Annotated in this window: 12 protein-coding genes; 6 read left to right on the top strand and 6 right to left on the bottom strand. The window is 60.5% G+C overall.

Features of this window, described 5'->3' with window-relative positions; genetic code table 11:
• Positions 1–17: 17 nt before the first annotated feature.
• Together ACIX8_RS00420 and ACIX8_RS00425 are read right to left on the bottom strand one after the other, a co-directional pair.
• The gene (locus ACIX8_RS00420) at positions 18–875 is read right to left on the bottom strand and encodes a fumarylacetoacetate hydrolase family protein (RefSeq protein WP_014263325.1); all 858 of its coding nucleotides are present in this window, start codon (positions 873–875) and stop codon (positions 18–20) included.
• 141 nt (positions 876–1,016) lie between these two features.
• Positions 1,017–2,702 carry a Na+/H+ antiporter gene (locus tag ACIX8_RS00425; protein ID WP_014263326.1) on the bottom strand — a complete coding sequence of 562 codons (1,686 nt, stop codon included), beginning with the start codon at positions 2,700–2,702 and terminating at the stop codon, positions 1,017–1,019.
• A 48-nt stretch (positions 2,703–2,750) separates the two neighbouring features.
• On the opposite strand from ACIX8_RS00425, the gene ACIX8_RS00430 reads away from it, so the two are divergent.
• The 4 genes from ACIX8_RS00430 to ACIX8_RS25485 all read left to right on the top strand — a co-directional run bounded on the left by ACIX8_RS00430 (position 2,751) and on the right by ACIX8_RS25485 (position 5,417).
• On the top strand, positions 2,751–3,971 hold the full coding sequence (locus ACIX8_RS00430; RefSeq protein WP_223295435.1) for a GTP-binding protein: 1,221 nt from the start codon (positions 2,751–2,753) through the stop codon (positions 3,969–3,971).
• 10 nt (positions 3,972–3,981) lie between these two features.
• Positions 3,982–4,209: a 50S ribosomal protein L28 gene (rpmB, locus tag ACIX8_RS00435; RefSeq protein WP_014263328.1), complete on the top strand. Its 228-nt coding sequence runs from the start codon at positions 3,982–3,984 to the stop codon at positions 4,207–4,209.
• A gap of 2 nt (positions 4,210–4,211) precedes the next feature.
• Positions 4,212–4,364 (top strand): 50S ribosomal protein L33, encoded by a 153-nt coding sequence (gene rpmG / locus ACIX8_RS00440; RefSeq protein WP_014263329.1) that lies wholly within the window; start codon positions 4,212–4,214, stop codon positions 4,362–4,364.
• 393 nt (positions 4,365–4,757) lie between these two features.
• Positions 4,758–5,417 (top strand): hypothetical protein, encoded by a 660-nt coding sequence (locus ACIX8_RS25485; RefSeq protein ID WP_014263330.1) that lies wholly within the window; start codon positions 4,758–4,760, stop codon positions 5,415–5,417.
• On the opposite strand, the gene ACIX8_RS00450 is transcribed toward ACIX8_RS25485, so the two are convergent.
• The 3 genes from ACIX8_RS00450 to lgt all read right to left on the bottom strand — a co-directional run bounded on the left by ACIX8_RS00450 (position 5,338) and on the right by lgt (position 7,520).
• Positions 5,338–5,715: a Fur family transcriptional regulator gene (locus ACIX8_RS00450; RefSeq protein WP_014263331.1), complete on the bottom strand. Its 378-nt coding sequence runs from the start codon at positions 5,713–5,715 to the stop codon at positions 5,338–5,340. The two genes, ACIX8_RS25485 and ACIX8_RS00450, sit on opposite strands and share 80 nt — an antisense overlap.
• A 100-nt stretch (positions 5,716–5,815) precedes the next feature.
• A complete protein-coding gene (locus tag ACIX8_RS00455; protein WP_263053382.1) occupies positions 5,816–6,658 on the bottom strand; it encodes a glutaminyl-peptide cyclotransferase in 843 nt (280 codons plus the stop codon).
• Positions 6,636–7,520, bottom strand: coding sequence for a prolipoprotein diacylglyceryl transferase (gene lgt / locus ACIX8_RS00460; protein ID WP_014263333.1), 885 nt, complete (start codon positions 7,518–7,520; stop codon positions 6,636–6,638). The genes ACIX8_RS00455 and lgt overlap by 23 nt, the downstream gene beginning before the upstream one ends.
• Before the next feature lie 372 nt (positions 7,521–7,892).
• On the opposite strand from lgt, the gene ACIX8_RS00465 reads away from it, so the two are divergent.
• Complete coding sequence (locus ACIX8_RS00465; RefSeq protein WP_014263334.1) at positions 7,893–9,446, top strand: phospholipase C; 1,554 nt, start codon at positions 7,893–7,895, stop codon at positions 9,444–9,446.
• A gap of 387 nt (positions 9,447–9,833) precedes the next feature.
• A complete protein-coding gene (locus tag ACIX8_RS00470) occupies positions 9,834–11,477 on the top strand; it encodes a multicopper oxidase family protein (protein ID WP_223295436.1) in 1,644 nt (547 codons plus the stop codon).
• 148 nt (positions 11,478–11,625) lie between these two features.
• Here ACIX8_RS00470 and ACIX8_RS00475 read toward each other — a convergent pair whose 3' ends face one another.
• Positions 11,626–12,552 carry an N-acetylglucosamine kinase gene (locus ACIX8_RS00475; protein WP_014263336.1) on the bottom strand — a complete coding sequence of 309 codons (927 nt, stop codon included), beginning with the start codon at positions 12,550–12,552 and terminating at the stop codon, positions 11,626–11,628.
• Positions 12,553–12,724 lie beyond the last annotated feature (172 nt).

Genomic DNA, 12,724 nt, shown 5'->3' on the forward strand with positions numbered 1-12,724 from the left:
AAAGCAAAATCGTCGAACTAGCTTTTCTCTCCGGGATCGGCAACGACGAGCTGGTTCTGCTCCCCAAGCCCACCGATGCCCAGCCGGATCTTATTGCCAGCCCGCAGATACACCGGCGGCTTCTGGCCGAGGCCGACGCCGGGAGGCGTACCCGTCGAGATAATGTCGCCGGGCTGCAGGCTCATGAAGCGGCTGAGATAGCTGATGAGAAATTTGACGCCAAAGACCATCGTGCGGGTATTGCCGTCCTGGTAGCGATGACCATCGACCTCCAGCCACATATCAAGCGCCTGCGGATCGGGGACTTCGTCGGTTGTGACGAGCCACGGGCCGGTAGGACCGAAGGTATCGGCGCTCTTGCCTTTGACCCACTGGCCGGTGCCTTCGAGCTGGAAGGCGCGCTCCGAGACGTCGTTGATCAGGCAGTAGCCGGCAACATGCGAGAGCGCGTCCTCTTCCGACACGTACTTCGCGGTGGTCCCGATCACGACGCCGAGTTCCACCTCCCAGTCGGTCTTCAGCGAGCCCCTCGGAATAACGATGTTGTCGTCCGGTCCCGAGATCGAAGATCCAGCCTTCATAAAGAGCACGGGCTCGGCGGGCACGGCCATGCCGGACTCCGCTGCGTGGTCCGAGTAATTGAGGCCGATGCAGAGAAACTTGCCCGGCTGCACAACGCACGAGCCAAAGCGCGGATTGCCCTCGACGACGGGCAGGCCGTTCAGGTCAAGCTGGGCAATGGCTTTGAGCGAATCGGGAGAGAGGAACTTGCCGCTCAGGTCGGGAACAACCTTGGAAAGATCGCGGATGGTTCCATCGGGTGCGAGGATGCCGGGTTTCTCCTGGCCTGCGGGGCCGTAGCGTAACAGTTTCAAGTCGTTGCTCCTTTGCAATCGGTCGAATCAAATATGGCCCAGGGGAAGCCCCTGCGACCGGCCGGGAGTTCACAGGTTCCCGGCACTTCTATATCCAGCTTCATGATATCGCCGTCACGTTCGACCTTCGGAGCGGTGCCCTCAGGTGGTCTCGTTCAGGTCGAGTTCGCGTTCCAGTCTTCGCAGTACCGAGTCGCTGATGCGTCCCTCATCGCGCAGATGGACCAGGATCTTTCTCTGTACCTTCAGCAGCTCCAGTACGACCGCTTGCTGGCGTGCAAACTGCCTCGCATTCGTCCCGGTATCGCTGTGGCCCAGTACTGCGGCAAGACGCTCCCGATGGTGTTCGGCGAGGTCGTCATAGAGCCTCGCAAACTCCGGCAGATCATTTTCGCGAGCCTCTTCGATATGCTCCAGCGCTGTTTCCAGCATCAACCGTCGCGCCTCACCCTCTTCACGATCCGGTTCGCCGGCTCCGCCCAGTCCCAGTGCCCGGACGAGTGGCGGAAGCGTCAGCCCCTGCAGCACCAGCGTCACGAGAATCACGCTGAAGGTCAGAAAGATAATCAGGTTCCGGCTGGGAAACGGCTGGCCGTTCTTCAGCGTCTCGGGAATAGAGAGCGCCGCTGCCAGCGAGACCACGCCGCGCATGCCGGTCCATCCTGTGACGAAGATCTGCTTTGCCGGAAGCATCGGCTCGTCTTGTTTCAGCAGCCGTCTGCGGATGAAATAGGCCAGGTACGCCCCAGGATAGATCCACAGGAGCCGTAGCGCGATGACCAGCGCGCTGACTGCTGCCGCATCGACCATCAGGGTTACTTTGCTATAGCTGTGCAGCCCTGCAAGGACAAACGGCAACTGCAGCCCAATCAGGACGAACACCAGTCCGTTCAGCACAAAGTCGATAGCGTTCCACAGAGCATAGGCCTGCAGTCGCACGCCCGGCGAAAAGAAGCTCGCACTCTTCCGGCTCAGGTAGAGGCCGCAGGCGACCACCGCGAGAACACCGGAGGCATGGGCCTCTTCCGCTGCGATATAGGACGCATAGGCCGTGACGACTCCGAGCGTCATTTCAATTGGCCCGTCGTCGATGTGCAGCTCAAACCAGTGCACTACCCAGCCCACGGCTACGCCGATTCCAATGCCCGCTACTACCAGATAGATCAACCGCAGCGCCCCTGCGCCGAACGACGGAGTTGTGCCACTCACCACCATGGCTACGCCGAACTCCAGCGCCAGCAGGCCGGTGGCATCGTTGACCAGGCTCTCGCCCTCCAGGATGTCTGTGATCCGCTGCGGCAGTCCTACTCGTTTTGCAATGGACGTCGCGGCGATAGCGTCCGTGGGCGCGACGATCGCGCCTAGAACAAATCCCGTGCGCCAGTACAAAAGCGAGAACAGCCTCTCCCCAGCCAGCGCCACGCCGAGCACGGTAAAGCCGATGAGGCCGAACCCCATCAGAAAGATGGTCACGATGTTGTAGCGGAAATCGCGCCACGAGGTCTCCCAGGCGGCGTGAAACAGCAGCGGCGGCAGCACGGCGAGGAAGACCATGTCCGGGTTCAGGCTGATCTTCGGCAGGCCGGGGATAAAGCTGACCAGCAGCCCGGCGATGACCAGCACGATCGGATAGGCCACCTTCAACCTGCGGGCCAGATCGCCGAAGATCACCACAAAGAGCAGCAACAGCAGAAAGACTGTCTCTATCCCTCGTATTCCTTCGTGCATCGTGACCTCCGCGACGGACTGTCCTTTTGTCTTCAACAGACAACGAAGCTGTGCGTTCCAGTATCTCCTGTTGTTGCCGTTGTTTGTTTTCGCCGTCATTTGCAACTCCACTATTGCTTATGTATTCTCATTATTATGAGTGGAACCGTGAAGACCCTCCCTACCACCGTGCTCTCCGGCTTCCTCGGCGCCGGCAAAACGACTCTGCTCAATCACGTGCTGAACAATCGCGCTGGAATGCGCGTTGCGGTAATCGTGAACGACATGAGCGAGATCAACATCGACTCGCAGCTGATCGCCCAGAGCGGTGCAGGTCTGAGCCGCACCGAAGAGAAGCTCGTCGAGATGACCAACGGCTGCATCTGCTGCACGCTGCGCGACGACCTGCTGCAGGAGGTCTCGCGCCTCGCGCGCGAAGGCCGCTTCGACTATCTCCTGATCGAGTCAACCGGTATCTCCGAGCCCCTCCCCGTGGCCGCGACGTTCACCTTCATCGACGAGACCGGCAAGTCGCTCTCCGAGGTGGCCAAGCTCGACACGATGGTGACGGTGGTCGATGCCGCCAAGCTGTTGCAGGACATCCGCTCTATTGACGATCTTCGCGACCGTGACGTGGCCTTGAGCGAGGACGACGAGCGGTCGATCTCGGATCTGCTGATCGATCAGATCGAGTTCGCCAACGTGCTGGTCATCAACAAGACCGATCTTGTCAGCGAGGAAGAGCTGGCGCGGCTCGAAGCCATCCTTGAGCATCTGAACCCCGGCGCAGAGCAGATTCGTTCTGTGCGCGGCGAGGTTCCGCTCTACAGCATCCTGCACACCGGGCTCTTCGACATGGACGAGGCCGAGAGCTCCGCCGGCTGGATTCGCGAGTTGAACAACCGCCACACGCCCGAGACCGAAGAGTACGGCATCGCAAGCTTCGTCTACCGCGCGCGCCGGCCGTTTCATCCCGAGCGTCTTGAGCAGCTGACCAACGGTGGCTTCCCCAATGTGCTCCGCGCCAAGGGCTTCCTCTGGCTCGCCTCCTGCAACGACGACCTGATCCTCTTCTCGATCGCGGGCGCCACGCTTACGGTTGAGCCGCAGGCGCAGTGGCTCGCCGCGGGAGACCCCGACGAAGAGCATGATCCCGATACCAAGGAGTACATCGGCAGGGTATGGGAGCCGGAGTTCGGCGACCGCCGGCAGGAGGTTGTCTTCATCGGCGCCGATATGGATCGCGCCGCCCTTGAAGCGCAGATGGATGCCGCGCTGCTTACGCCTGAAGAGATGGCTGGCGGCCCGCAGGCATGGAAAAAACTCAACGATCCGTTTGCGGAGATGTTCCGCGATCGCGAACCGGCTGAAACGCCCGTAGAGGCATAGGAGAAGAAACATGGCAAAGGTATGTCCCATCACGGGCAAGCGAACGGTGACCGGTAATAACGTCTCGCACGCCAACAACAAGACGCGCCGCCGCTGGGAGCCGAACCTGCAGCTGAAGCGCATCTGGATTCCCAGCGAGAACCGCTTCGTTCGCATGCGCGTCAGCGCCCGCGGAATCCGCACGATCCAGAAGCTCGGGATAGAAGCAGCGCTGCTGAAGGCAGCGAAGAGAGGTTAGCAATGCGAACGATCATCAAGCTGGTCTCGACCGCAGGCACGGGGCACTTCTACACGACGACCAAGAATCCCAAGCTGCAGACCGGGAAGTTAGAGCTGCGCAAGTACGATCCGGTGGTCCGGAAGCATGTTCCTTATAGGGAATCGAAAGCTTAGGGGCGTCTCCTGCTGTAAGGAATCCGTTCAGCCGCATATCGTGTCAACTGCTACATATCGCGCAAAGCGCGACAACGCTGACGCTTTAGCGTCAGCGGACGGAGGGAGCCGTGGCCTTTAGGCCACGGAATTGAGACTTGGCAAAATGTGGCCTTTAGGCCCGGGCTCTCTTGCGGCTTCGCACAAAAGGCCCGGGGCTAAAGCCCAATTCCTGCTGACCTTTGATTCCGTGGCCTAAAGGCGATTGCCTCCCTTACCCTCCGTCCCGCGACGCTAAAGCGTCGCGGTGTGCGCTTCGCGCGATGAGAAACGTTGCCCTTAACGAAGCCACCACCAACGAAGCAACAAGAGCACTCCAAACAAATCCACAAATCTCCATCAGGTCCCCACCACATGCCCGTCAACCCACCGCCCAGGCAATATCTTTCGAACGCCATTCGAAAGCGTGGCAGCGCGCTCCTGCATCAGCAGTGCTGGCTCTGGGGACAGGACATCAAGCGTGCCGAAGGCAATCTGCTCCTGGCCCACGGCTTCGAACGCGCGCGTCCGCCGGATGGCGTCGCAGGCTCCAGCCAGTACACCCTCGCAGTAGCGGGCGATCTCAGTGTCAGGCTCTGGGGGTTCGGCATCTACTTCGGAGCGGGGATAGGAATCTTTCTGAACCGCTTTGAGTTCATCCCCCGCGAAGCCCGAAGGTCCGACCTGTGGCAGGCACGGGAGATGAGCGCTCTTCCCAGAGCCAAAGATTTTTCCCTGCTCGCGCAGACGCTGCGATGGATCGGAGCCTACGAGGCTTGGGTTCTCCGCACGCTGGGGCCGGAGCATCGAAAGGCATGCCTCGTCGGCTGGCCTGGTGCCGCTACGAGTCACTGCCTGATCGCCGAAGCCTGGAATGAGCTAGCTGCACAGGTCGAGAGATCACAGCCCATTCCAGGCGCCGCGGGTTGCCGCATCGCGCCTGCCAAGGCGCGGCTTACTTACAATCCGCACACACCCCGTAAAGAAAGAACTCATGGCCGGTCACGCGGAAGCCGCGCGGCAGCTTCGGTTTAACCGGCACGCCACAGCCCTGCATCTCGAACACCTTGCCGCACTCGTTGCAATGGAAGTGATGGTGGTGTTCCTTGCCGGCGACTTCATAGCGCGTTGACTCCCCAGGAATCTCCACCGGCGTGAGCCACTTGTCTTCCACCAGCGAACCGATGTTGCGATACACCGTAGCAATGCTGATGCCTTCGACCTCTTTTTGAGCATAAGAGAGCGTCTCGTCCGGCGAGAGGGGGCGGTCCGCATTAATGAAGGCCGCTCGAATCGCATCTTTTTGACGTGTTTTACGTGACTGTATAGGCATGACTCTCTCTCCTCCACTGAATTCAATTGGAGTGTTTCACCAGCTGATCGCGGTATAGCTGGTTCTATATTAACGCGAATCGACTCGCGGCTGGCCTCTCTTACTTTTCTTTCTGCCTTGGGGCATTCAACTCGATCTCGAAGATGTGCGGCCAAAGCTTGCCGGTGAGGAAGAGATGGTTGGTCTTCGCGTCATACGCAATGCCGTTCAACACCGCCTCCGGATCGGTCCTTTGATCGGGCGGCAGCAGCATGCTGAGATCGAGCCAGCCAACGACCTTTCCCGTCTGTGGTGAGATGCGGATGATGCGATCGGAGTGCCAGATATTCGCGAAGATCTCTCCGTGGATGTACTCCAGTTCATTCACGTTCTGAACGGGGACTCCGTTCTCCGTTACCTTCAAACGGCGAGTCTCTCGGAACGTGTGAGGATCGAAAAATCGCAGCGTGGGAGATCCATCGCTTCGTATAAGGCTCGTTCCATCCTGCGTCAGCCCCCATCCTTCGCCGTCGTAGTGAAAGGTGCGCAGCAGATGGAAGTTGGAGCGGTCATACACAAAGCCGGTCTGGGTCTGCCAGGTCAGTTGGATCACCTCGTTCTGCCAGACCGTAATCCCTTCGCCAAAGTAGGTGTCCGCAATATTGAGATTCCGCGTGATCGCGCCCGTCTTCGGATCGATGGCCCGCAGCGTGGAATGGCCCTTCAGGCCCGTGCTCTCGTACAGCGTGCCGTCCGCGTAGACGAACCCCTCGGTGAAGGCCCGCGGATCGTGCGGATAGACGTGGATGATGTGGAAGCTGTCCGCCTTCGTGGGAGCATCCGCTGGGAAAGCGTGCATCCGTGCGCAGGAAAGAAAGACAAGTTCGAGGGCTGCCAACCGCCGCCAAGCCCATCTCTTATGTTGGCGAGGCCTGCTGGAATCAGTGTGCTGCTTTGGTATCACGTTCAGTGCTCCAGGCGTCCGGGGAATCTTGTGCGGTCCTGCGGGCGCGCCATACTGCGAGCGCGATTCCGGCCACGATCATGGGGATCGTCAGCAACTGGCCCTTGCTCATCCAGCCCCAGAATACAGGCTGGCCCGCATCCGGCTCGCGCCAGAACTCGTCGATAAAACGGCCGATGCCATACAGCGCACACACCGCACTGGTCGTGAATCCCGGCCGTGGATGGCTGCGATAGATCCACCGCGCCAGCAGAAACAGCAGCAGGCCTTCGATCGCCGCGGCATAGAGCTGGCTGGGGTGGCGAGGCACCTCCATGCCATTGACCAGCGGCGATCGCGGAAAGATGACAGCCCACGGAACAGTCGTCGGACGTCCCCACAGCTCGCCGTTGATGAAGTTGGCGATCCGTCCCAGGCCGATCGCCAGCGGACCGGCAACGACGGCAGCATCCAGAAAGAGCCATGGATTGAGCTTCCGTTGCCAGGCAAAGATACAGATCCCCAGCACCATGCCGAGGATGCCGCCATGGCTGGACATGCCGCCGTTCCAGACGGCGAAGACCTCCAGGGGATGATGGCTGATCTCGTGAAAGTCGTAGAAGAGGCAGTAGCCCAGCCTGCCGCCGACGAGCAGCCCGGCCGCCCCATAGATAATCAGCGTGTCGACCTGGTGGAGCGAAACCGGAAGCCGTCCTTGGCGCGACCACCTCGAAAAAAGATACGCGGTAAGCAGAATTCCCAGGGCGTAGGCGATGCCATACCAGCGAATCCCAAGGCCACCCGAAAAGTGAATGATCCAGGGATCGAGATTGTCGACCCAGTACTGTCGTGGAGCGGCCATGGCGAGGGAAGAAAGACTCATCGAACAGGCCAGCCGAGTGCTTGCGCCGGAGTCGCGAGGGAGAAGTACAGCATGCCGGGAGTCGCCGCCGCGCCTGCGAACCTTTGCGAAAACGTGCGTCTAACGGTCGAAGACCTCATTCCAGCATCTTCCACCGGGAAGCAGGATATGTCAATGCGAATGAATTCTCATTTGCGTAAAGGCTGAAGAAGAGGCATGCTCCAGCGGCATTCCTGTTTCTATGGCGTTGATCTCGCCACCGTATAATCACGTTCTACCTTGAGAGCGGCAGGGCAGCAGACGCAGGGCTCCGAGGACGGGAGGAATGAATAGGTGAAGTCGTTGCATCGTGGAGTGGCAGCTGTTTTGGTAGGGCTTCTGGGATCTGGACCCATGTACGGGGCTGAAACGGTGCAGCCGAAGGATGCAATTCGGCACGTCGTCGTTATCTTTCAGGAAAACGTCTCCTTCGATCATTACTTCGCCACCTATCCTCATGCGTTGAACTCGCCGGGCGATCCCCAGTTCACGGCCCTGCCGGGAACCCCCAGGGTCGATGGCCTGACCGGCGATCTGCTGAGCAACAATCCGAACTCCCTGAACGAGCAGAATGGGCCGGGCAAGTCGAACCCCTTCCGTCTGCGGCACGACCAGGCCATCACGGCCGACCAGGACCACAACTACCAGGCCGAGCAGCTCGCCTATGACAACGGCAAGATGGACCTCTTTCCGAAGTCTGTCGGCAGCGCGGACGGCCCGCGTGTCCCCGGAGAAAAAGCGGGCGTGCCCTCCACCACCGGCCTGACGATGGGCTACTATGACGGCAATACCGTGACGGCGTACTGGAACTACGCGCAGCACTTCGCCATGAGCGACCGTCAGTTCGACACGAACTTTGGGCCGTCGACGCCGGGTGCGATCAACCTCATCTCAGGCCAGACGAACGGCGTGGTCAATGACCAGAACGCTGGCGGCGGCATCGTGCCGGACGGCAATGGCGGCTTCACCCTGATTGCCGACCCTCAGCCTTCGGGCGATGTCTGCTCCAGCACCTCCGATGCGCTGGTCCACATGACGGGCCGCAACGTCGGTGACATGTTGACGGAGTCGAAGATCTCCTGGGGCTTCTTTCAGGGCGGCTTCGATCTTACGGCTGTGAACTCGAATGGAACCACGGGCTGCCGTCGCAGCTCCGCCGCCGTGTCGGGCGCGCAGAAGCGGGACTATGTGCCGCACCACCAGCCGTTCCAGTACTACAAGTCGACGGCCAACCCCGAGCATGTTCGTCCCAAGTCCACGAAGACGATCGGCACCAACGACGATGGCGCGGCGAACCACCAGTACGATACGCATGACTTCGTCGACGCTCTCAAGTCCGGCAACTTTCCCGCGGTGAGCTTCCTGAAGGCTCCCGCCTATCAGGACGGCCACGCCGGCTACTCCGACCCGCTGGACGAGCAGAAGTTCGTGGTGGAGATGATCAACCTGATCCAGCAGCAGCCGGACTGGGACCATACGGTGGTCATCATCGCCTATGACGACTCAGACGGATGGTATGACCACGTCATGGGTCCGATCGCGAACGGCTCAGCGACGAAGGTGGACCAGCTAACCGGTCCCGGCAAGTGCGGCAACGGCGAGACGGCGCTGGCTGGCGTTGATTCGGCGACAAAGCACGCGCAGGGTCGTTGCGGCTTTGGTCCGCGTCTGCCCTTGCTGGTGATCTCCCCCTGGGCGAAGCCGAACTACGTGGACCACACGATCACGGACCAGACCTCGGTTCTGCGCTTCATTGAAGACTCGTTCCTGGCTGGCAAGCGGGTTGGCGGCGGCTCGTTCGACGCCCAGGCAGGCGGGCTGAACGGCATGCTGGACTTCAGCAGGAAGAAGCCGCAGAACGCGAAGCGAGTTCTCCTGGACCCGGAGACGGGACTGGTCGCAAAGTAAGCCTGATCGGTTTTTGCCTTTCTTGCTTGTCCTTGTTTTTCTTGCTTGTCATTCCCGAAGGGAATCTGCTTCCCGCCGGTATAGCCCAAACAGTCTTGCGAGGCAAGCACATCAGTCGTTGCAGTTGTCTTTGCCTCTCTGGTTTGTCATTCCGAGCGCAGCGAGCGAACCTGCTTTCTCCCGTTTTTTGCCAGTGCCGTCACACACGATAGGCATTAGCCCAAACTAGACATGGTCTATCTGGGTGCTACGCACGAAGAACGGGAGGAAGCAGGTTCACTCGCTACGCTCGGAATGACAACAAGAAAAGCAAAAACAACGGCAAAGACCATCGCATTGGCTCAGCCGAGCCGCTCTACTAATCTGTAAGAGATGCAGAAGAAGCCTTTGAAACCCTGGACCCGCAGACGACTCATCACCCAGGCCGGAATCGCGGCTGCGGGCAGCAGCCTGCTCGGGCACAAAGCCTGGGCCCTGCAACAGGGAAGCATGCACGGGATGAAGATGGGGAGCGCCGCACCCACCCATGGCCCTCACACCCTGGACGCGATGAAGCTGGAGTCCTTCGTCGACCCTCTGCCGCTCCCACAGCGGATGCATCCTGAAGGCCGCCGCTCTGAAGAATCTCTCAAGGCCGTCGACGCTCCCTACTATCGCGTGGATGTTCGCGAAGTCTCCTGCAAGATGCACCGCGACCTTCCTCCCTCGCGGATGTGGAGCTACGGCGAGAGCGCCGCTCCGGTGCTCTTCGAGACGCGCCGCGATCAAGGCGTGTTGATCGACTGGTGGAACCATCTCCCCCGAAAGCACTTCCTGCCCCTGGACACGCCCATGCAGGGAATGGAGAACGCGCCCGAGACCCGCACCATCGCACACGTGCACGGCGCGCGCGTTCCCACCAACAGCGACGGCTATCCCGAGGACTGGTTCGGCCCCGGCGAGAGCAAGCTGTGCTTCTACCCGAACCACCAGGACGCCACGGCGCTTTGGGTCCACGACCATGCGATGGGTGTGAACCGGCTCAATGTCTTTGCCGGGCTCATGGGTTGGTATCTCATCCGCGACGAAGTCGAGGACAAGCTGGGGCTGCCCTCCGGCAAGTACGAACTCCCGCTGCTGATCTACGACCGCAGCTTCGACCCGCAGGGCCAGCTCTACTACCCCAACCCCCCGGACGAAGGCGTCTGGTCCCAGGAGTATCTGGGCGATGCGATGGTGGTGAACGGCAAGGTGAGGCCGTATCACGAGGTCGAAGCGCGGCGCTATCGTCTGCGCGTCGCCAACACGGCCAACTCCCGCTTCTTCTCGCTGGCTCTGTCGAACGGCCAGAGCTTCCATGTGATCGGCTCCGACCAGGGACTTCTCTCAGCTCCCGTCGAGATGAAGCGCCTGGTGCTGGCTCCGGCCGAGCGCACCGACATCCTCGTGGACTTCAGCCAGGCACGTGGCGAGAACGTGGTGCTAATGAGCGATCGTCTGGAGCTGATGCAGTTCCGCGTGTCTAAAGAAAAGGCTTCGGATGTCGGTCTACTGCCGGAGGTCCTGCTGCCGGAGGTCCTGCGGCCCGTCGAGCGCATTCCCGAAAAGCAATCGACCCGCACGCGCGAGATGACGCTGAATGAGTTCGACGGCGACAACGGCGACGCCATGGTGATGCTACTGAACCGCAAGCACTGGGCCGAGCCGGTGACGGAGATCGTGAAGCTGGATTCGACCGAGATCTGGAGCCTCGTCAACCTGACCGAGGATACGCACCCGATCCATCTGCATCTGGTGCGCTTCCAGATCCTCGACCGCCAGAGCTTCGCCAGCTACGACTATCTGGCCGACGAAAAGCTGCGCGTCACCGGCGACGTCATGCTGCCGCAGGCCCACGAAGCGGGCTGGAAGGACGTCGTGCAGTGTCCGCCGGGTATGGTCACACGCATCATCGTCCCGTTCCACGGCTACGCAGGAAGATACCTGTGGCACTGCCACATCCTCGAGCACGAGGCGAACGATATGATGCGACCGTATGAAGTGATTGTGTAGTTAGGCAATCACTGCGCGTAGCGCTAACCGTGACGCTTTAGCGTCGCGGTACGGAGGGAGCCGTAGCCTTTAGGCTACGGAATAAAAGCAAGCAAGAATATGGCCTTAGGCCCGGGCCTTCTTTCGACTGCGCACAAAAGCTCTGGAGCTACGCCGCCTGTCCAATCCGCGCCCGCCAAACCGCACCCGCAATTGGATCAACTACTCCCGGCAGCAGCTCAATCGCAGGGAAGACCTTCCGCAGAGCCTCTTCCATCGCCCGCCGCACCGGCTCTACCTTCTCCATAATGCTTCCGGCAAGCGCAATCCGCGGAACCTCTGCCGGTTCGCTGCTGCCTTCCCGCCTCTGCACCTTGCGAATCACGTTCGCCACGGTAACCGCCAGCTCTTGCCCGGCCTGTTGCAGCGTCGCAATAGCGACGGCATCTCCCTGGCTCGCGCATGCGACGACCAACTCCGCCAGCTTGGAGAAATCGGGCGACGGCCTCTGGTTCGCATACTCGACCAGCGCAAACACGGAGTCGAGCTTCCAGAACTCCAGGATCTTTGCGAGCAGAGCGGTCTCGCGCTCCTCATCCAACGCGGTGAACACATTGCGCAGGCCCTCGTGCCCAATGCCGTGGCCTGATCCCTGATCAGCAAGCGCAGGGCCCCAGCCTCCGGCCGTGACGATTCGCCCATCCCTGGTTCTGGCGGCGGTATTAGAGCCGGTGCCCGAAAGCACCAGCACACCGCGCTTGCCGAAGAAGGCCGCGTCCAGCGCAATCTCCACATCGCCCACAAGGATCAGCTCTCCGCCGACATGCTCGTGAAAGGCCGCGCGAAGCCAGTCCACGACCAGCGGTACAGACTCTCCGGCGGTGCCGATGCAGGTACGCGTGATCTCGCGTGGGTTCACTCCGGTCTGTTTCGTCAGCTCGTCGAGCGCTGTGCGGAGGTTCTGTTCGGCGATATCGGCACTGGTCCGCATCCGCTTGATCGTGCCGGTGCGGACACGGCCGAGTTGCTGGGTTTCATCCGCGAGAACGAAGTCGGTCTTGGTCCCCCCGGCGTCGAGGGCAAGAAAATAAGCCATGGGTTCTGTTCACTAAAACTTTCTCTTGAATTACAGGTCGTCCAGTTTCTAAGAGTAAGTCTCCCCTATCGCGGAAGCAAATAGACCGGAAACTGTCTTGCGTTGAGTTGCGAGATACGAGTTGCGAGAGACAAGAGATCAACTCATCTCTCGACTCTCGTATCTCGCGACT

The organism is Granulicella mallensis MP5ACTX8, from assembly GCF_000178955.2.
Classification (GTDB): Bacteria; Acidobacteriota; Terriglobia; order Terriglobales; family Acidobacteriaceae; genus Granulicella; species Granulicella mallensis.

Coding starts and splice junctions, on each gene's coding strand:
- ACIX8_RS00425 (WP_014263326.1), bottom strand. CDS start 2,702: ATGACGGCGAAAACAAACAACGGCAACAACAGGAGATACTGGAACGCA.
- rpmB (WP_014263328.1), top strand. CDS start 3,982: ATGGCAAAGGTATGTCCCATCACGGGCAAGCGAACGGTGACCGGTAAT.
- rpmG (WP_014263329.1), top strand. CDS start 4,212: ATGCGAACGATCATCAAGCTGGTCTCGACCGCAGGCACGGGGCACTTC.
- ACIX8_RS25485 (WP_014263330.1), top strand. CDS start 4,758: ATGCCCGTCAACCCACCGCCCAGGCAATATCTTTCGAACGCCATTCGA.
- ACIX8_RS00450 (WP_014263331.1), bottom strand. CDS start 5,715: ATGCCTATACAGTCACGTAAAACACGTCAAAAAGATGCGATTCGAGCG.
- lgt (WP_014263333.1), bottom strand. CDS start 7,520: ATGAGTCTTTCTTCCCTCGCCATGGCCGCTCCACGACAGTACTGGGTC.
- ACIX8_RS00465 (WP_014263334.1), top strand. CDS start 7,893: ATGTACGGGGCTGAAACGGTGCAGCCGAAGGATGCAATTCGGCACGTC.
- ACIX8_RS00475 (WP_014263336.1), bottom strand. CDS start 12,552: ATGGCTTATTTTCTTGCCCTCGACGCCGGGGGGACCAAGACCGACTTC.